16 protein-coding genes are annotated in these 19,110 nt (G+C 67.7%); 8 read left to right on the top strand and 8 right to left on the bottom strand.

Annotated elements, in window-relative coordinates; all coding sequences use genetic code 11:
- Positions 1-49: 49 nt before the first annotated feature.
- Both CAP_RS03545 and CAP_RS03540 read left to right on the top strand, forming a co-directional pair.
- Positions 50-1,168, top strand: coding sequence for an SGNH/GDSL hydrolase family protein (locus CAP_RS03545; RefSeq protein WP_044236090.1), 1,119 nt, complete (start codon positions 50-52; stop codon positions 1,166-1,168).
- Between the two features lie 22 nt (positions 1,169-1,190).
- Complete coding sequence (locus CAP_RS03540) at positions 1,191-1,796, top strand: hypothetical protein (protein ID WP_044236089.1); 606 nt, start codon at positions 1,191-1,193, stop codon at positions 1,794-1,796.
- A 19-nt stretch (positions 1,797-1,815) separates the two neighbouring features.
- Here the strand turns inward: CAP_RS03540 and CAP_RS43665 are convergent, their stop codons facing one another.
- On the bottom strand, positions 1,816-4,404 hold the full coding sequence (locus tag CAP_RS43665; RefSeq protein ID WP_052374075.1) for a Kelch repeat-containing protein: 2,589 nt from the start codon (positions 4,402-4,404) through the stop codon (positions 1,816-1,818).
- A 137-nt stretch (positions 4,405-4,541) separates the two neighbouring features.
- Here CAP_RS43665 and CAP_RS49825 point away from each other — a divergent pair, with 137 nt between their 5' ends.
- Positions 4,542-5,927: an RCC1 domain-containing protein gene (locus CAP_RS49825; protein ID WP_156040462.1), complete on the top strand. Its 1,386-nt coding sequence runs from the start codon at positions 4,542-4,544 to the stop codon at positions 5,925-5,927.
- Between the two features lie 79 nt (positions 5,928-6,006).
- On the opposite strand, the gene CAP_RS49820 is transcribed toward CAP_RS49825, so the two are convergent.
- A complete protein-coding gene (locus CAP_RS49820) occupies positions 6,007-6,630 on the bottom strand; it encodes a hypothetical protein (RefSeq protein ID WP_156040461.1) in 624 nt (207 codons plus the stop codon).
- Between the two features lie 443 nt (positions 6,631-7,073).
- On the opposite strand from CAP_RS49820, the gene CAP_RS03520 reads away from it, so the two are divergent.
- The 4 genes from CAP_RS03520 to CAP_RS03505 all read left to right on the top strand — a co-directional run bounded on the left by CAP_RS03520 (position 7,074) and on the right by CAP_RS03505 (position 11,348).
- A complete protein-coding gene (locus CAP_RS03520) occupies positions 7,074-7,928 on the top strand; it encodes a type III pantothenate kinase (protein ID WP_081864529.1) in 855 nt (284 codons plus the stop codon).
- Positions 7,925-8,941: a FecCD family ABC transporter permease gene (locus tag CAP_RS03515; RefSeq protein WP_231511064.1), complete on the top strand. Its 1,017-nt coding sequence runs from the start codon at positions 7,925-7,927 to the stop codon at positions 8,939-8,941. Before CAP_RS03520 ends, CAP_RS03515 begins: the two co-directional genes overlap by 4 nt.
- A 208-nt stretch (positions 8,942-9,149) precedes the next feature.
- Positions 9,150-10,526 (top strand): carotenoid oxygenase family protein, encoded by a 1,377-nt coding sequence (locus CAP_RS03510; RefSeq protein WP_044236083.1) that lies wholly within the window; start codon positions 9,150-9,152, stop codon positions 10,524-10,526.
- A gap of 9 nt (positions 10,527-10,535) precedes the next feature.
- Positions 10,536-11,348, top strand: coding sequence for a hypothetical protein (locus tag CAP_RS03505; protein ID WP_044236081.1), 813 nt, complete (start codon positions 10,536-10,538; stop codon positions 11,346-11,348).
- Between the two features lie 84 nt (positions 11,349-11,432).
- On the opposite strand, the gene CAP_RS03500 is transcribed toward CAP_RS03505, so the two are convergent.
- The 3 genes from CAP_RS03500 to CAP_RS03490 form a co-directional block, all read right to left on the bottom strand.
- Positions 11,433-11,828 (bottom strand): hypothetical protein, encoded by a 396-nt coding sequence (locus CAP_RS03500; RefSeq protein WP_197040977.1) that lies wholly within the window; start codon positions 11,826-11,828, stop codon positions 11,433-11,435.
- A gap of 274 nt (positions 11,829-12,102) precedes the next feature.
- Entirely contained in the window at positions 12,103-12,225 is a 123-nt protein-coding gene (locus tag CAP_RS54840) for a hypothetical protein (RefSeq protein WP_269324129.1), read from the bottom strand.
- Positions 12,226-12,496: 271 nt separating this feature from the next.
- A complete protein-coding gene (locus CAP_RS03490; RefSeq protein ID WP_044236076.1) occupies positions 12,497-13,021 on the bottom strand; it encodes a hypothetical protein in 525 nt (174 codons plus the stop codon).
- Between the two features lie 277 nt (positions 13,022-13,298).
- Here CAP_RS03490 and CAP_RS03485 point away from each other — a divergent pair, with 277 nt between their 5' ends.
- Positions 13,299-14,462 (top strand): helix-turn-helix domain-containing protein, encoded by a 1,164-nt coding sequence (locus CAP_RS03485; protein ID WP_156040459.1) that lies wholly within the window; start codon positions 13,299-13,301, stop codon positions 14,460-14,462.
- Between the two features lie 2,367 nt (positions 14,463-16,829).
- On the opposite strand, the gene CAP_RS03475 is transcribed toward CAP_RS03485, so the two are convergent.
- From CAP_RS03475 to CAP_RS03465, 3 genes are all read right to left on the bottom strand, one after another.
- Positions 16,830-17,234, bottom strand: coding sequence for a hypothetical protein (locus tag CAP_RS03475; protein WP_156040458.1), 405 nt, complete (start codon positions 17,232-17,234; stop codon positions 16,830-16,832).
- Positions 17,235-17,758: 524 nt separating this feature from the next.
- Positions 17,759-18,094 carry a hypothetical protein gene (locus tag CAP_RS03470; protein WP_156040457.1) on the bottom strand — a complete coding sequence of 112 codons (336 nt, stop codon included), beginning with the start codon at positions 18,092-18,094 and terminating at the stop codon, positions 17,759-17,761.
- A 379-nt stretch (positions 18,095-18,473) separates the two neighbouring features.
- Positions 18,474-19,091, bottom strand: coding sequence for a glutathione S-transferase family protein (locus CAP_RS03465; RefSeq protein ID WP_044236064.1), 618 nt, complete (start codon positions 19,089-19,091; stop codon positions 18,474-18,476).
- Positions 19,092-19,110: the final 19 nt, after the last annotated feature.

Below are 19,110 nucleotides of genomic sequence, written 5' to 3'. Positions count from 1 at the left end.
CGACGGCCGCCACGGACCTCGGCGCTGCGACGGCCACCCCCGGATCCCCATGCGGCCACCCACTCCCGCCCGCGCTCTCGCCCTCGCCCTCGCCCTCGCCGGCGCCGGCCTGCTGTACGTCAACCGCGTCAGCCCCGACGAGTCGCGCACCCTCGGCGCCCTCGTCCTCGCCGCCTCCCTCGCCGCGCTGCTCACCCGCGAGACCCCGGGCCGGCGGCGCGCCCTCGAAGCCATCGCCGTCCTCCTCCTCGTCCTCGCGGGCGGCGAGTGGGCCGTCCGCCGCGAGACCCAGCGCGCCCAGGCCGACTACGCGAACAGCGCGATCCAGTTCGTCGACGATCCCGTGCTTCGCTACCACTGGAAGCCCGGCATCTCCTGCGGCGCGGGCACCACCAACGACCGCGGCATGCTCGACGTCCCCCGCCAGACCGACAAGCCCCCGGGCACCCTCCGCATCGCCTGCCTCGGCGACTCCGTGGGCGGCGACTGCAGCCTCCCCCGCGACAACGCCTGCGTGGCCCTCGAGCGCATCCTCCGCGACGCCCGCGGAGGCCGCCCCACCGAGGTCCTGAACTTCTCCGTGCCCGGCTACAACACCCTGCAGGAAGCCCGCGCCCTCGACGTGCGCGCCCTGCCCTTCAGCCCCGACGCCGCCGTCGTTCTCTACGTCGTCAACGACCCGTACCCCGAGCTGGCCATCTCCCACCACCTCCCTGGCCACCTCAAGTTCGAGCACCTGCTCTGGAGCGCCGGCCGCTTCGCCGCCGCCAAGGCCTTCCCTGGCCGCGTCGACCCCCTCGGCGGCCTCCTCCAGGGCTTCTACGAGGACCCGCGCTCCTGGGACGGTGTGGTCGTCGCCGGCTTCGATCGCCTCCGCGCCACGGCAGACGCCCACCACCTCCCCGTCGTGGTCGCCGTGTTCCCCTTGTTCCTCCCCGACGCGCTCCCCGAGCACCGCGCCATCGGCCCCAGGGTGGCCGGCGAAGCTGCCCGCCACGGCTTCATCGCCCTCGACCTCGCCGACGCCGCCTACCGCGACGAGTCCATCGAGGCGCTGCTCAAGCCCTCCCGCGACATGATCCACCCCAACGCGCACGCCCACCAGCTCGCCGCCGAGGCCATCGCGCGCGCCCTCCTCGCGCAGCACCCCGAGCTGCGCGACCGCTGAACCCGTCGAAGGCCACCCGACCATGACCCACGACGCGAAAGATCCCGCCGACGCCCCGCCGAGCACGCCGCCGAGCATGCCGAGTGACGCGCAGGGGCCCGCGAACGCTCCGCCGAGCATGCCGAGTGACGCGCAGGCCTCACGGTGGACGCTCCTCGGCATCGGCAGGGCGGTCTTCGTTGCGTCCATCGCCCTGGGCAGCGGCGCTGGTCTCGGCACGTTGATCACCCGCCCGCCGTCGTCCGAGGCCGCGGGCGAGGCCCCGCCAGCGCCCGTGCCGGCGGGTGCTGCGGAGCGCGCCATCCTCGCGCCCCTCGCCGAAGGAGCCTCCCTCGGCGACTTCGAGGTCCTCGACATCCAGGCCGTGAACGCCGAGGGCGCCGTGCGCCTGCACTGCGTCCGCGACCGCGCCAAGGTGCGCCTCGACGTCGCTCTCGTGACCGAGGATGGTCCCGAGCCGCCTGCGTTCACCGACCGCTACGCCGTCTTCTACTCCCTGAAGAACGCCTCCCCCGAGGACGGCGAGCGCCTCGCCCGGGCCCTCGCCGAGATCCTGAAGAAGAACGAGTCCGCGCCCACGCCACCGGGGATGAAGCCGTTCACGCCGAAGGCGCTCCCTCCGATCTGAACGACACGTCCGGGTCTGGTCAGCGGCGACGACGGCGCCCCGCGAGTGCCAACGCGAGCGCTGCGAGCGCCGGGCCGAGCGTGGACCGCGCGCCAGGTGCGCCGGCCGCCCTGCAGCCGCAGTCACCGTCGCTGCCGCTGGAGCCACCGGCGCTGCCCGAGCTACTCACGACGCCTCCCGCGCCACCGGAACCGCCCGCGCCGCCTGCACCACCGCTGCCATCTGCGCCGCCACCTCCACTGCCGCCGCCGCTGCCTCCGTTACCTCCGCCGCCTCCGCCGTTGCCGCCACTGCCGCCTCCGCCTCCGTTACCGCCCCCGTTGCCCCCCTCGCCTCCGTTGCCCCCTTCGCCTCCGCTGCCGCCCGTGCCCATGGCGCAGAGGCCCTCCTGACAGACGCCGCCTGCGCACGGGCTGCCGTCTGGCGCGAGCGCATCCACCGGACAAGCCATGCTCGCGCCGTCACACGCCTCGGCGACATCACACGCACCCGCCACCGCTCGGCACACGGTTCCCACTGCCGCGAGCCCGTCTGCAGGGCACGCCGCGCTCACGCCAGTGCAAGCCTCGGCCACGTCGCACATCTCCGTCGCCGCACGGCACACGGTCCCTGCCGCCACGAACCCGTCCGCAGGGCACGCTGCGCTCGCCCCGTCGCAGGCCTCGGCCACGTCGCACATCTCCGTCGCCGCGCGGCACGTCGTCCCCGCCGCCAGGGGCGTGCACGTCCCCACGTGTCCGGGCAGGTTGCAGGCCACGCAATCGTCGGGTGCGCCGCCGCCGCAGGCCGTGGCGCAGCAGACCCCGTCCACGCACGACCCGCTCAGGCAATCGCCCGCCGTCGCGCAGGGAGCACCCGCGGCGGATGGCCCGTACAGCTCCGCGTCGGCCAGATATCCCGTGTCCCCGCTCCCCAGAAACCCCCACCCGTTGGCGACCAGCACCCGCGTCCCGCCCAGCACCGCCGCTGCGGTGTGGCCCGAGCGCCCCCGGTTCAGCGACGGCACGGCCATCCAGGTGTTGGCCGCCGGGTTGTACTCCTCCACGCTCGCGAGGTACGTCGCCCCGTAACCCGCGATGGCCAGCACGTTCCCGCTGGCCAGCTTGACGAGCGGCGCATCCCGACGCGCCGTCGCCATCGAGGCCGCAGCCGCCCACGCGTTCGTCGCCGGATCGTACAGCTCCGCGCTGGCGAGCGGCGTCCCCGAGCCCGGATAGCCCGCCAAGTTGTAGCCCCCCGCCACCAGCACCCGCCCGTCGTCGAGCAGCACCGCGTCGTGGGTGTAGCGCCCGCCTGCGAGCGTCCCCGCCGGGGACCAGGTGTTCGTCGCCGGGTCGTACACCTCGCACTGCGGGACCAGCGCGTAATAGTCCGACCCTTGCGGGTCGAGATGGCCACCCGCCACCAGCACCCGCCCGTCCGGGAGCAGCGTCGCCGTGTGGTAGGAGCGTGCCGACGCCATGGACGCGGCCGCAGACCAGGTGGTCGTCACCGGATCGTACAGCTCCGCGTGGCTCAGCGACGCCACCGCCGCCGAACCGCCCAGATCCCTCTTCCCGCCGACGACCAGCACCCTCCCGCTGGGCAGCCGCGTCGCCGTGTGGCCGTGGCGGCCATTGAGCATGGTCCCGGAGGTGTACCAGCCATTGGTCGAGGGGTTGTAGCGGTACGCGCCGGCCGGCGTGGCGCTGTTGTTCAGGCCTCCGGCCACCAGCACCTGCCCGTCGGAGAGGAGCGTCGCCGTGTGTCGGTGCCGTCCATTGCCGGGAATCGAGGACAGGAGCGACCAGACGCCGCTCACCGGATCGTAGTCCTTCACGTCCCCCAGGGTGCCGAACGATCCCGTCCCGCCCGACATCATCAGGTGCCCGCTGGCGAGCGTCACCACGGCCGCCTGCGTGCGCGGTGGGTTCGGTGAATTGACGATCAGTGTCCAGGAGGGATCGACCAGCATCTCTTCGCCGTCCGCGTCCACGTGGAGCTCGATGCGCGCCCCCCGCACCCCGAGCCGCGCCGCCACCGCGCGGCCACCCGCCGCGAAGGCTCGGGGCGCCGCCACCTCGATCCAGGGCGTCCCCGCGCCGTCGAGCACCTCGACCACCTCGCCGCGCACGCGCAGCTCCGCGCCCTCCACGTCCCAGGCTGCCACGGGCTCCCCGGGCCGGACCGTGCCCGCCGCGAGGTGCAGCCACTCCTCCACGCCCCCGGGCACCGCGGTCCAGAACGAGGTTCCGCCCGCGCGCTGGTAGGCCACCGCCCGCCCGGCCACGGCCCCCTCGCCCACAGCCCCGATCTCGCGCACCCGCGCCTCGGCGCCCCCGGCGACCTGGAAGCGGATCTCCCGGCTCCCCTCGCGCGGCAGCACCACCACCAGATCGCGCGGACTCCCCGCGACGCTGCCCTCTGGCGCAAACCCCTCCGCGGTCTCCGCGAAGGCCTCGGCTTGATCGAGCACCTCGACCGCTACCGCCGGGAACCGCTGCCGCAGCGTCGCCTCGGCGTCCGCGCCGAAGCCCTCGGATGCTCCGTCGCCGGCACACGCGGTGGCAAGGAGCGGCGCGATGACGGACAGGCGCAGGGCGGACCGGGGCAGGCGAACCAGGCTCATGGAGATCCTTCGGGCAGCAGGGAGGAGGAAAGGCCGCGTAGCGTAACCCATCCGAGCGGCCTGGAAGGGGACGCCGCAGGATGGCCTTCCTGACAGGAGCTGCGCGGACCCCGGGAACGCCATGGTAAACCTCCACCATGGGTCGATGGGCGAAGGGGCTGGCCGCAGGCGCGGCGCTCGGGAGTGCGTTACTGGCGGCCGGTTGCGGGCTGGTGCTGGGGCTGGACGAGTTCGAGGACGCGCTGCCCGCAGGGAGCTGCAGGACGGCCGCGGATTGCCCCGGGGGTGATCACGGGGCGGCGACCTGCGCGGGAGGGGCGTGCACATTTGCCTGCGATGAAGGCTTCGCCGACTGCACGGAAGCGCCGGGGTGCGAGACCGCCACGCGTGACGACCCGCAGAACTGCGGTGGGTGCGGGGTGACGTGCGCGGCGTTCTGCCAGGAGGGGGCGTGCAATGACCCGGTGGACCTCTCGGTGGGCCCTCTATCCTCCATCATGTGCGCCATTCTCCAGGATGGCAGCGTGTGGTGCTGGGGACGATTGCCAGAGACGTCAGAGGAGACGGAGGTGCATACCTCCCCCAAACGCATCGACCTTCCCCTCCCTGCGCTCCAGGTCGCGGTGGGTGCCGGCACCTCGAACGGAAGCAACCCCTCCTTGAATCACACAGCGCACGTGTGTGCCTTGCTATCGGATCAGACGGTGCGCTGCTGGGGTGGTAATGAGCTTGGTCAGCTCGGACTCGGTGACATGGCTCCTCACGAAGGACTCAGCGATCCGGGCGTAACCAGTATCCAGCAAATATCTGCAAACTCCCTCAACACGTGCGCAGTCAATGCTGAAGGTGTTCTTTACTGCTGGGGCGCGGGGTCTTCGATCATGGGCCAGAGTGCCGCACAGGCATTCGCCCCCGAGATCATCAACACTGGCGTTCGCCACGTGTCCATGGGCTTCGCGCATGCGTGCTCGCTCATGCTCGATGGCACACTGGAGTGCTGGGGTGAAAACCTCTACGGAGCGCTCGGACTTGGCGATGCTGCGCCGAGCACGGTTCCGAATCCGCAGCACGTCGGCGCGTGGACTGGATATCTGCAGGTGGCCAGCGGAGGCGCTCACACCTGCGCGCGCACAGCAGCCACGACACAATGCTGGGGCAGCAATGTGGAAGGCCAGCTCGGACTGGGGAGCACCACGGATCACAATACGCCACAGCTGCTCAATCTATCCCAAGCTGACAGCGTGACCGTCGGCGGCTCTCACTCGGGTCTCATGATCGGCGGAGACGTGTACACCTGGGGGGACAACACGTTCAACCAGCTCGGCACCGAGGATGCTTTCGATGCGGAATCAGCCGTGAAGATCGAGCTTCCTCCGGCAGCAAAGCTCTCTTTCATCAGCATCGCGTCTTGTGCACTGCTGGAAGACCGACGGATCATGTGCTGGGGATCGAACACGTCAGGGCAGCTCGGAGACGGAACGACCACGACGAGGTCGACACCTGCGCCTGTCTTCTGGCACTGAGGCGGGGGCGGCGAAGCAGCAACCGGAGTGGCTGCTTCCTCTCACTTGTGAATTTGTTTCGCGCGAGCTGGGCGGAGCCCTACGAAGAGCACTGACAACCGATGATCGGGAAGCAAACACCCACCTGGTTCATCCCGAGGCAGTACGTGAAGCAGCGGTTGGCGTCACAGGCGCACGTGCCGCCGCTGCACGCTGTCGTGGGGTTGCTGCACATTGCGTCGTTGCAGCACTGCGTCTGGCACACGCAGCTCCCGCCCACGCAGGCCAGCCCTCCGGAGCAATCCGTGTTGCTGCAGCACTGGCTGGTGCACTGACAGGTCCCGCCGTTCTTCTGGTACGGCGCCGTGCACTGGAAGTCGCACAGCCCATCCGTCGTGCAAACCGCCGTCCCGTTCGCGGGCGGCGTGCAGGCGTTGCACGTCGTGCTCGACGCACACCCTGTGGTCGGCGTGTTCCCCACGCAGATCCCGCCGCACTGGTGCTCTTGCGGCCCGCAAGGTGAACCGGCGCCCTGCCCGCCCATCCCGCTCGACGTCGAGGTCGTCGAGGTGGGCGCGCCGCCTTCTCCGCCCGTCCCCGGGCCGGATGACGTCGTCGACGTCGCGGTGTCGTCGCCGCCAGAGCCGCCGTCGCCGCCGCTGCTGGTCCCGCCGGGCTCACCGAACCCGTCGGTCCCCTGGGCACACCCCCCGGACAGCACCACCCCGACAGCCGTCAGGCAAAGCGCTCCCAGCGCAAAGCCAACCCTCGTACGCAGCAAGCCGGCTCGATTCACCCCGTCCTCCAGCCGGGGATTGTCTCTCACAAAGTCTGTCCAGGGCTAGTCCTCGGATCGCCGGTCTCCGTATTTACGTGCACCTCACACGGACCGCTGCACCACGCACTGCACCATGCCGTGACGCTCTGCTCCACGTGTCCATCTTCTTTCCACCCCCACCGTCCTCCTCTCGGCCACCCCTCGCCTGCGCGCTCTTTTCCCTGCGCGCGCTCGCCGTCTCCCCGCACCGCGTCGCTACCGTCACCCCCTCCTTTTTCACGCCACCCACCGCATTCCTGCCTCTTCTCCCTGTCTTTCCGCTCTCCACCGGGTCTCTTCCACAACCTCCCTCCAGCCTCCCTCCGCGCCTGGTGTACAGTTCCGGCCCCATGCTCCTCGCCATCGACGTCGGGAACACCAACATCAGCTTTGGCGTCTTCGAGGGAGAAGCCCTCCTCCACCACGTTCGCTCCGAGAGCTCCCGCTCACGCACCCCCGACGAGTACGCCGTCCTCGTCCGCCAGATGCTCGCCCTCCATGGCGTCGACCTCGACCGCATCGACAGCGCCATCATCGCCAGCGTCGTCCCCCCGCTCACCGACACCATGGTCGGCCTGGTGCGACGCGCCTTCCATCAAGACGCCCTCGTCGTCGGCCCGGGCATCCGCACCGGCATGCCCATCCTCTACGAGAACCCCCGCGAGGTCGGCGCCGACCGCATCGTCAACGCCGTCGCTGCGTTCGAGTGGGCCCGCAGCGGCGTCGTCGTCGTCGACTTCGGCACCGCCACCACCTTCGACTGCGTCACCCCGCGCGGCGAGTACCTCGGCGGCGTCATCGCCCCCGGCATCCAGATCAGCGCCGAGGCCCTCTTCTCCCGCGCCGCCCGCCTCCACCGCGTCGAGATCGCCCTGCCCCCCAAGGTCGTCGGCAGGAACCCCATGCACTCCATGCAGTCCGGCATCGTCTACGGCTACGCCGGCCTCGTCGAAGGCCTCTGCGGCCGCCTGCGCCGCGAGCTCGGCTACCCCTGCCGCATCATCGCGACCGGCGGCCTCGCCCGGCTCATCGCGCCCCAGACCGAGAGCATCGAGCACGTCGACGACGACCTCACCCTCACCGGCCTGCGCCTGCTCTACGAGCGCAACCTCACCCCCCGCGATGGCAAGACCACCACCAGCGACGCCCCGCCCACCATCCCCAACCAGGACGACGCCTCTCCACGGAGCACCGATCCGGCGTGACCTTTCCCCCGCCGGCGCCCCTGCGCCGCTCTCCGGCGCTCTGGCTCGCGGTGGCCACGCTCCTCCTCGCGCTCACCCTCGTCGCGGCCATCCTCCTGGGCACGGAGCCCGTCTCCCTTGCGCGTGCCGTCGCGGGGCCGGGCCTCGATCGCAACATCCTCCTCCACGTGCGCCCGCCTCGCGTCGCCCTCGCCGCCCTCGCCGGCGCTGGCCTCGCCATCGTCGGCACCGCCTTCCAGGCGCTCCTGCGCAACCCCCTCGCCGAGCCTTACGTGCTCGGCGTCTCCGGCGGCGCTGCCCTCGGCGCCACCATCCCGATCGCGCTCGGCATCGGCGCCACCACCCTCCTCGGCGCCGCCCTCCTCCCCGCCACCGCCCTCGCCGGGGGCATCGCTGCCACGCTCCTCGTCTACGCCATCGCCCGCGACACCCCCGGCCAGGCCACGGGCACCTCCATCCTCCTCGCCGGGATCATGGTCAACGCCATCGCCTCGGCCCTGATCACCTTCCTCAAGACCCTCGTTCCCCCGTCACGCGCCCAGCAGCTCCTCCGGTGGCTCGTGGGGTTCATCGACCTCCCCTCCCCCGCCGCGCTCGCCTTCGTCGCCCTCTACATCGTCGTCGGCTCCGCGGTGCTCCTCCGCGACGCCGGCCGCCTGAACCTCCTCGCCCTCGGAGACGAGGCCGCGGAGTCCCTCGGCCTCGACGTCCGCACCCTCACCCGCCGCGTCTTCTTCGCCTGCTCCTGCATCGTCGGCGCCATCGTCAGCGTCACGGGCCTCATCGGCTTCGTCGGCCTCCTCGTCCCCCACACGCTGCGCCGCCTCCTCGGGCCCGATCACCGGCAGCTCCTGCCCCTCTCCCTGCTCACCGGCGCCACCCTCCTCACCGCGTGCGACCTCCTCGCGCGCGTGCTCTTCCGGTGGCTGGGCACGGAGCTGCCCGTCGGCGCCGTCACCGCGCTCCTCGGAGGCCCCCTCTTCCTCATGCTCCTCCGCCGCAGCGCCCTATGAACGCGGGCCCCTGACCTTCACAGCCCTCTGGACGGCACAGCCGAACCAAGGGCTCCGGACAGCCGCGAGGCGCGACAAGGCCGCTGCCAGCGCCTTGAGCGCCGCATCACGCGCCGCCGCCCGCGCTTGACAACCATCCGAGCGTCGTTACATCATCCAATACACAAACAACAACTCGCGTAACAACGTTACGCGATAAGGACGGCTCATGACTGCGAACCGGTACCTTGAGGGCCCCTTTGCGCCCGTGAACGAAGAGGTGACGGCGCACGACCTGCCCGTCACCGGTCGAATTCCTGCGGGACTCAATGGCCGCTACCTGCGCAATGGCCCCAACCCGCTTGGTCACGTCGACCCTGCCACCCACCACTGGATGCTGGGCGAGGGGATGGTGCACGGGGTGCGGCTGCGCGATGGCCGCGCCGCGTGGTACCGAAACCGCTGGGTGCGCGCTGCCTCCGTGGCCGAAAAGCTCGGCGAGCCGCGCCGCGGGAGGCCGCTGCAAGGGGACATGGACTTCGCGACCAACACCCACGTGATCGGCCACGCCGGCCGGACCTTCGCGCTGATGGAGAGCGGACCACCGCCTTACGAACTCACCGACGAGCTGGACACGATCGGCCCTTCCGATTTCGGGGGAACGCTACCCGCCGGCTTCACGGCTCACCCCAAGCTCGATCCGCGCACCGGCGAGCTGCACGCGATTGCGTATCTCCCCGGGGGAGATCACGTCCAGCACCTCGTCGTCGACGCGACGGGGAAGGTGATCCGCGCGACGAGCATCCCGGCGGCAGGGCACGGGATGATGCATGACTTCTCGCTCACCGAGAGGCACGTCATCGTCTACGACCTGCCGCTGACGTTCAGCATGGAGGCGCTCGGTGCGGGCCAGGCCGTGCCGTATGTCTTCCGGCGCGACCGCCCCGCCCGGATCGGCATCATGCCTCGCGCAGGCGGAGAGGTGCGCTGGCGGGAAGCCGAGCCTTGCTGGATCGCCCACACGCTCAATGCGTACGACGACGGGTCGTCGGTGATCATCGATCTCGTCAGGTATCCGGGGTGGTTCGACGCCAGCGAGCACAGGGCCGCCATCCCGGTGTTCGACCGCTGGACCCTCGACCTCGCCAGCGACAAGGTGCACGAGCGGCGGCTCGACGATCGCCCCCAGGAGTTCCCCAGGGTCAACGAGGGGGTCGTGTCGCGGCCGCACCGGTACGGCTACACTGCGGTCATGGGCGCCCTGATCGCGTCCATGGCGCCCCTCGGAGCAAAGCTCCCCGGCGAAGCCTTCACCAACGCGCTGCTCAAGCACGACCTGGTCCGAGGAACATCGGAAATCCATAGCTTTGGCCGTGACGCCGCGGTGGGTGAGGGCGTGTTCGCTCCGTCGGCCTCATCGACCTCGTCGGCCGAGGCGGCGGAGGACGACGGCTACGTCATGGCCTACGTCCACAACCCGGACCGCGGCGCGGCCGACCTGGTGATCCTCGCCGCTCAGGATTTCACGGGTGAGCCTGTCGCCCGCATCCACCTCCCGACCAGGATCCCGCTAGGCTTTCACGGGAGCTGGATCCCCGACGCCTAGCCGCCGCGCATGACCTTCCGAGACAAGTACCCCGTCCCCTTGAGCACCCTGCTCGTCGCGCCCGTCATCTTCCGGGAAAACATGCTCCAGCTCGCGGACCTCCCCTTCGCCTCGGCGGTGGGGATGCGGGACCTCGCCGAGTCCGCCGGCCACGCCGCAGGCGCCATTCGCACGGCCATGTCACGGCTGCGGACGTCGGGCGACGTGGAGGCCATCCCCGACGAGAACGGGGTGATGCGTTACCGCATGACCGCCGTGCAGCGCTCCATCAGCCTCACGGTCCAGGGTCGCGACACGCGCCCCCAGGGCTTCTTGCTGGCGATCTTCTCGTTCGCGTCCGACGACGTGCGCGAGCGTCAGGTCGTGCGGGACGCGCTCAAGGACTACGGGTTCCAGAAGCTGGCGCAGAACGTCTACATCAACGGCCAGATCGACACGACCGAGCTTGAGAACGTCCTCAAGAAGCACGGGCTGCTTGAAAACGTGTACCTCTTCCGCTGCCCGGACGTCGAGGAGCCGAACCTGCGCCGCAAGCTGACCGCGCTCTACGACATGGCCGGGCGCAAGAAGACGCTCCTCCAGTTCCACCGCGACCTCCTCGCGTTCCTCGAAGCGCCCGGTCTCTCCGACGACGACTTCGCGCGGCGCTTCTTCTACGCGGGCCCCGTGCACTACCAGCTCACGTTCATGGACGAGCCGCCGCTGCCGGCGAGCTACCTCCCCGCGGACTACCCGCTGGAGAAGCTCACGTCCCTGATGCCCGCGCTCGCCGAGCAGCGCTCTCGGGCGCTGCGCGCGTACTACCGCCGGATGAACCCGTGACGGTGATCGCGCCGCAGCGCGCATCCTGACACCAGCGCTTGGTAGCGGCGCTGCACGCCCAGCGCTGCTCATGACGCAGAGCCGTCAGTGGTTGTATCCCCGGCACCAGAAGGTTCGATAGCCTTGACCTACCTGCAGGCAAAAATTCTCGCTTGCCGCCAGACAGCCTGTACTGAGCGTATCGAAGTGGCCGACGCTATACAGCCTGGTCCCGCTATGGTTGCACCTGGCAAGGCAGTAATTGCCATTCGGATGGCATCCCATGGCATTGGCCGGCTCGCTCTGAATCTCGCTGGAGACCTCGGACGTCGCGTCCTCGGTCATGGCCTCCTCGGTCATGGCCTCCTCGCCCTCTTCTCCCGCGCTCTCGGCGAGGGGCTGATCCGCCTCCCCCTCTTCGGGCACAGCCACGGTACACCCGGCCAGCGCGCACGACAGAGACACAGCCCAGATCACGCTCAAGTTCCTGATCGTACCCATGAAAGCCTCCATGAGGATCCAGCCTGGCACGTCGACAGCCGACGCCGCAGGGGATTGCTGTCTGTGTAATTGCGGCCGTCGACGTGGCAAGTGGGCCACCCTCATTTCGAGACCGCACCGCGTGGATACACTGCTTTCTCCACGACCAGACGATCGTTCAGGCAGTCACTCGCAGTAGGCAGGTGGGGGCATCCCTGAAGGGACATGCGTCACCACCTCGTGACAGGCGCTTGTCCCGGAGAGAGAGCCGAGGATCAGCCGGACGTTGAAGGGCTCAGGAAGAAATCGGCGCCGCGTTGAATGCCAGGCCCGCAGCGCGCATCTGAGCGTACGTGGAGGTGTCGTACTGAAATTCCCACCAGTTGCTGTCGAGGTCTCTCAGGTAGAACTGGTACACCCCGTGGATGATCTTGGGCCTCGTGTTAGTCGAGATCCCATGGTGCTCGCGTTCCTTCAGCGCGCGCTCGTGCCAACGGTCGACATCCTCGCGTGACTCCACATCGATCCCGAAGCATCGAGGCAATCGTTCATCGACGGCTCATGGCTGTTGCCAGAGGAGGTTCTTTGTGCGCAATCGCGCGATGCAAGAGCGCCACGAAGCAGCTCATTGTCTCGAACCGCGAAGCTCACGGCACCAGATGCCCCCTCACGAGCTCTACCGTCACGAGCTACTGCGAAATTCTGATGGGTCCGACCCAGGAGTAACCGCCGCTCTGGGATTCCCAGCGCGCGTAGTAGTCCTTCGGGAAATTGCCCCACTGACTGAACACGTCTCCCATCGAGAAGCCCGCCACGATGCCACCGCCGTTCAGCGTCGAGGTTCCGTGATTGACGCCCCAGGGCTCGTAGGTGCCCACCTTGAGGGACATCGTGCCTGCCGTCGCGAAGTTGGTTCCGTCCGTCTTCGTGATCGTGAACGTACCGACACCGTTGCTGGAGATCGACACGCACATCCTCAGGACCCTCCAGGTTCCTCCCCCGGAGGTCGTGCATCCCATGTTGGCGGTATATGCGGAGCTGACCTCGCCAACTTCTTCCTGCGCCTCTGCCTCATCGTCGACCAGATCCTCGCCCTCTTGATCCTCCACGTCATGCATGACGCAGCCGCTCATCGTCACCGCAATCGCGGCCGCCACAGACACCTGCCAGAATGCCTTGTTTCGAAAGTTCAGCATCACGATCTCCTCCCCCACGGCACATGTTTCCCGAGGACATCTCGCGCCCATCGCGAGGTCCCTCGGCCTGCGAACACCTGGAGTTTGGGGAGCGAGGTCGGGTCAGGCCATACGAAAAACTGCGTACATACCGGCTGCGCGACAGAAGCACTGGGACGGCAGAGGATCTGCCCAGGCAAGAGGTGTCAGCCGCTCGGCCTCCAAGCGTCTCTGTGAAGCTCGACGAACGCCCCCTCATCTTCTCCGGCGGTGAGCCGGTAGATGTTGATACGTTTCCAACGTCCAGGCTCTGGTGGTGCAGGAGGTCGAAGCTGTGGCGGCATGTCCGAGCGTCGAGGAAATCGTGAGGAGCGTCCACCACCAGAGGACAGCTGAACGCGTCGCGTGGTCTCCCGATGAGCGCAAGGTGATCAAGGACGCCAGGAGAACACTCGCATCCCTCCACCCTGCCGTATCGATCGAGAAAATATTCGCGACGATACAGTCCTGTTATCCGTTCGAGGGAGCGATGTTCGAGAGCTACGTCCCGTTCGAGCGCACGGAGGTTACGGACACGCTCTACGATGTCTCCGATGCGTTCATGGACAGGGTGGCGCACGCCGCGGAAATAGATCCGACGGTGGATATCGTGTCGCGATTACCTGAGGGCACGGCTGCACGCGTCACGGATTGCTTCGCAGTGCCAGCGCTTCTTGAACTCGAGTTCTTCCAGGCGATATTCACGGACCAGGAGTTCGACGCGTCGAGCTTTCTGACGCTCTCGGTCGGACCAGCGACGAGGCCGCACGAGAACATCGCTCTGTACATGTTCCACGGGAAGGGTGAGCGTCGACCGACATGGCGCCAGTGCCGACTGCTGGAGGTGCTCTGCGGCGACATCAAGGCAGCGCTCCAACGCCTGAAGCTGCCATTGCTCCCACACGAGCCCATCCGCTATCACGTGCTCCGTGCCGAGCAAACTGGCTACGTCATCCTGGGACATGACCTCACAATCATCGAGTCGAACACTCGGTCCCATGTCATCGCTGCGGGCTACGTCGCAGCAAAGGGTTCTGTTCGTAGCGTCGGCCCCCCCCTGTCTCAGCTCATGCAGCGCATTCTGCAAGCGAAGACAGGTAGCCCTGGTGCACGCCTCCCGCTCGTGCGTCGCGACGGCGGAGCATCGCTCCAGGTCCATGTATATCCGCTCGGCAAAGAGCTGACAGGGTTCGAAGAGTGTGTGTGGTTGGTAGAGCTGACCGAACGCCCATGGGTTGAGGAACGAGCGAGAGGTGCTCGGCGCAAGCTCACCGCCAGGCAGCAGCAAATCGCGTCCCTGCTGGCGATGACTGGACTTTCGTACAAGGAGATCGCGGCACAGATGGGCATTAGCGAAGGAACGATGCGCGTGCATGCGCGCAGCATCTACCGTGCGGTAGGCGTGAGTTCTCGACCAGAACTCATGGCGCGCTGGCGGTAAAGACGATGGGAGTACGTTCCACCGCTCCGGGAATCATTCTCCTTGAAGAGCACGCGCACGTGCTGGAGGTCCTCGGGCGAGGCCAACTGACCGACCGCGACCACCGGCATGGAGACCACCGTATCCAGAGTGGCGTATCGCCGATGGTCAGGAGGTGAGCAAGGTCACGCGCAGGTGTTCGAGGACCGCGTGAGGGTCGGTGGCCATGGGGAGGCGTGAGCGGATGGTCGCTGGGGAGTGAGTGTCGGGCGGCGGGGTGGAGAGCGGTGAGTAGGAAGATTGAGAGCGGCTCGGGTGTCGGTGGATCCGCTGCGCTGGAAGGGAACCGCAGGTTGCGTGCCAGGAATTTCGTGAGGCACGCCACCGGAGGGGCTTCACGTGCACGTGAATCGGCTTCACGTCGACGCGGTTCGGCTTCGCGTCGACGAGGTTCGGCTTCGCGTCGACGAGGTTCGGCTTCGCGTGACCGGACACTCCGTCCGCCCGAGGGAGGTCCCCTTCACGTGACAAGGAAGCTCCTTCATGTGAACGCGAACGAAATTCACGTCAACGCGAACGAGCTTCGCGTTGCAGCGAACCCGCTTCACGTGACAGCGGTCTGTGTTCCCCGATCGTCGATCCGCGTTCACGTCAACGCGAACGAGATTCACGTCAACGCGACCCTGCTTCTCGTCAACGCGAACTTCGTTCATCCCACCGTGTGTGCAACCGCTCCTCGGCAAAGCACCTTCACGTCAACGCGAGCCCGCTTCACGTCAACGCGAGCCCGCTTCACGTCAACGCGAGCCCGCTTCACGTCAACGCGAACCGCCTTCCAGTGTCAGTAGACGCAGTTCACGTGACGGCGACCCCGCTCCACGTGACAGCGACCCCACTTCACGTGAGGGTGGACACAGACGTCTGCCTAGCCAAGGCGAACCGCGTGCCAGTGCCTCACGCTGAGAGGTCGGCGAGCGCCCAGCAGCGCCAGGCGAGGGCCGAAGCCACCTTGGCGGGTTACCCTTCTCCACGAGGAGGCAGGGTCACGCTTTCAGGGCCTCATGACCTCCGTGAAGCGGTCCCCGGAGAGCGCGCCAGAAACGTGTCAGGACGAGAGGGAGGCGCAGGCAGGCAGCCGCAAAGCCGCCTCCTCTGACGAGAGAGGATCGACCCTGCGCCGACGGATGAAGGAGGACGGGCGCCAGCGCTGTGTCCCTCCTCTGTATGTAGAGGAGTGTCGCTGGCGAGAGAGCGCCGCTCACAGGCAGTGCGTGTGCGACAGGCGCTCCACCAAGGAACATCCGCTCGAACCACTACAGCGACGTGTTCTGCTCACCCATCAATCCGCCGGAAGATCCGTCTGCACGGCGGCACATGCGAGTCTCGCTGAGCGGTGTGTGCGCCCGTCAGGTGTTGTTCACAGATCTGTCCAGCAGAAATTCGTCCGATAGCCGAGACCCATTTGCCTGCAATACGCTTCGCCAGCAGCCGCGCAGCCAGTATTGAGATTGTTCCAGTGTCCCACGACGTGCATATGAGCACCGGTCTTGCTGCATCTGGCGAGGCACCAGCTACCCGAGCTATGGCAGAACGAGCTGCTTGCAAGGCTGCTCTGCAATTCGCTTGTTTCCTCGGAAACGGCCTCCTCGCCTTCCTCAGGGTCCCCGGCGCTCTCAGGCTCACCCGCAGGCTCATCCTCATCCGCGCGCTCATCCTCACCCTCGTCAGGGGCAGCCGCCACGCACCCGCCCAGGGAGCACGCCAACCACGCAACGAGAAACACCCTCGGATAACGCATAGTATTCATGAAAGCCTCCTGTGATGCCAGCAGACATGTCGCCAGTCGACATTCACCAACTGGTGGGATGTGCAGCAGCTCGGCCGGGCCGCGACGGGAACCCACGGGGACAGGCTGCAAGCCCGGCAGTGGTCAACGCTGTTCAGAAGCACGCACGTGACTACCGGAGCCGCCGAGGGCCAGGCGCAAAGGCCCGCAGCGTTGAGAGCCGTTCCCCGTTATCCTGATGGCTCCTGCAGCCAGGGCGCCCGACCGCCGTCTCCATGGTCTTTCTCGACCGTTGAGAGCGCAGGAGCCAACGAATCCCTGATTCAGGGCACGCAGCGCTGCCCCAGCGACGCTGCGCTTCAGGCGATCCATTTCAGCACCGCCGCTTGGGGGTGACGGAGATCCTGGGCGCCGCCTCCGCCGCCCGCGAGGTTGGCGACGAGAGCCCCTCACAGTTCAGCCGCGACGACCGCCGCCTCTGCGGAGCGCCTCCCCACGGCAGCGCCTCGCAGTTGCGGCGCGCCCTGCGTCACCCCGCCCCGGATCCACCTAGTGGCGTAGGCGATTCGCGCTGAGAGCTGTGCGTACCGGTCAGGTGTTGTTTACAGATGTCCCCAGCAGGAAAGCGTCCGATAGCCGAGACCCCTTTGCCTGCAATACTTCTCGCCCTCTGTCTGGCAGATACCTGCGTACTGGGCCCAAGGGCCCAAGACGTGCAGATGGTTGTTGGTCTTGCTGCACTTGGCAAGGCACCAATTTTCACCTCCACCGCATCCCACGAGATTGGCTGGCTGGCTCTGAATCTCGCTCGACACCTCGGACGTCGCGTCCTCGGCCTCCGCCTCCTCGCCCTCCTCAAGGGCCCCGGAGTTCTCATCCTCAGCCGCACTCTCATCCTCGCCCGCAACCTCGTCCTCAGCCTCATCAGGGGCAGCCGCCACACACCCGCTCAGGGCGCACGACAAACACGCAGCGAGAAACACCCCCAGATACCGCATGGAATTCATGGAAGCCTCCTACGATTCCACCCGACATGTCGCCATTCGACATTCACCAACCGGTGGACTCCATCCTATATCAACCACAACCGTTATCGGCTGTACAGATCTGGCCAACGTTCAGCCTGATTTGTCAGCGTATCTATCCGACCCTGGAGCGCGGTGCATGCATCCAGAACACGCATGCTGCCCTCAGGTGATACGCGCATCGAATGCCTTACACGGCACCACGTGGTGGACACGTGCGCTTGGCACCACAGATAAGCGCTGGTGTGGTCAACCCTGTTCAGGGCCACGCGCGTGACCGCGGTCCACCGAGAGCCCTGGCGCGAAGGCCCGTCGGTGCCGTGACGGCGCTCCTCGGAGGACCGCTGTTCCTCGTACGCCTCCGCCGCAGCGCCCATCCCGCCACCAGCGCCTGATAGCTCTGCAGAGGTGGCTTCAGAAATAGCACCGCGCGGAAGCCCACCTCCTGGCTTCCGCGCAGCGCCACCGAATCTTGCTGAGCGGAGGGTCGACCCGTCAGGTGTCGTTCACAGATGTCCCCAGCAGGCAAAGGTCCGATAGCCGAGACCCATTTGCCTGCAATACGCCTCGCCAGCAACCGCGCAGCCAGTGGTGAGATCGGTCCAATGCCCCACGACGTGCAGATGAGCCCCGGTCCTGCTGCACCTGGCAAGGCACCAGTTTTCACTGCCACCGCATGCCACCGCATTGGCTGGCTCGCTCTGGATCTCGTGCGACACCTCGGACGTGGCGTCCTCGGACATGGCCTCCTCGCTGGCGTCCTCGGACATGGCCTCCTCGCTCTCTTCTCCCGGGCTCTCCTCGATGGCCGGATCGTCCTCTCCCTCTTCGGGCACGGCCACGGCACACCCGGCCAGCGCGCACGACAGAGACGCGGTCCAGAGGATGCTCAGCGTCCTGATTGCATTCATGGAACCCTCCCACGGTGGTCCTACCTGGCACGTCGACAGTCGACGCCGCAGGGATTGCTGTCTGTGTAGTTGCGACCGCACACACAGCAAGCGAAACCATGTGTTTTTGCTCGCACCGCGAGGACGTAATGGCTTCTCCACGCCCACCGACGTTCGTTCAGGTGCTCGCTGGCAGCAGGCAGATGCCGGCCCCCTGGAAGGGTTCACCTCACCTCGCCGACCGTGCTTGGACTGAGGAGAAAGGGCTCGAGTATGGGCAGAACGAAAACACCAGAGATGGTTGAAGCTGGTGAAGCAGCGCTGCGCAGCGCTAGTCCTTCATCGCCCGCGCCAGCGCCGGCCGTCCCAGGCACCGCGCCGACCACGCCTTCACCTGAATGAACGGCTCCAGGTCGATCCCGAGCTGCGCCGCGTGCGCGAGCATCGGCGCCACCATCAGGTCCGCGAACGAGAACGCGCCCCCCACGAGGTACTCCCTCTTCTCCAGCGCCTTCTCCAGGATGTCGGCCAGCTCCTGCAGGTCCCGGCGCGCGGCGGCGGCGACGTGCTCGTTGCGCGCTTCGGCAGGGATCGAGGCCTGCGTGTTGCGCGCGAAGCGTGACAGGGCCTCTCCCAGCGAGGCTGCGCTCCAGGCGATCCACTTCAGCACCTCGGCGCGGTTGAGGCCTGGTGGCGGGTAGAGGCCCTTGGACACGCCGTAGGTCTCGCCGAGGTAGATGGCGATCGCCACGCCCTCGAAGATCGGCGTCCCGTGCACCACGAGCAGCGGCACCTTGCCGTTCGGGTTCAGCGCCAGGAACTCCGGGCGCTTGTGCTCACCGGCCGCGAGGTCCAGCTTCCGCTTCTCGTAACGCACCTCCAGCTCCTCCAGCGCCCACTGCGCGCGGATCGCGCTGGTCATCGGCGCGTAATAGAGAACCAGGCTCATCGACGTCTCCTCCCTGTCA

The organism is Chondromyces apiculatus DSM 436, from assembly GCF_000601485.1.
Taxonomy (GTDB): domain Bacteria; phylum Myxococcota_A; class Polyangia; order Polyangiales; family Polyangiaceae; genus Chondromyces; species Chondromyces apiculatus.
Note: the sequence above shows the minus strand (reverse complement) of the source record. Positions and strands in the feature narration are given on the sequence as shown.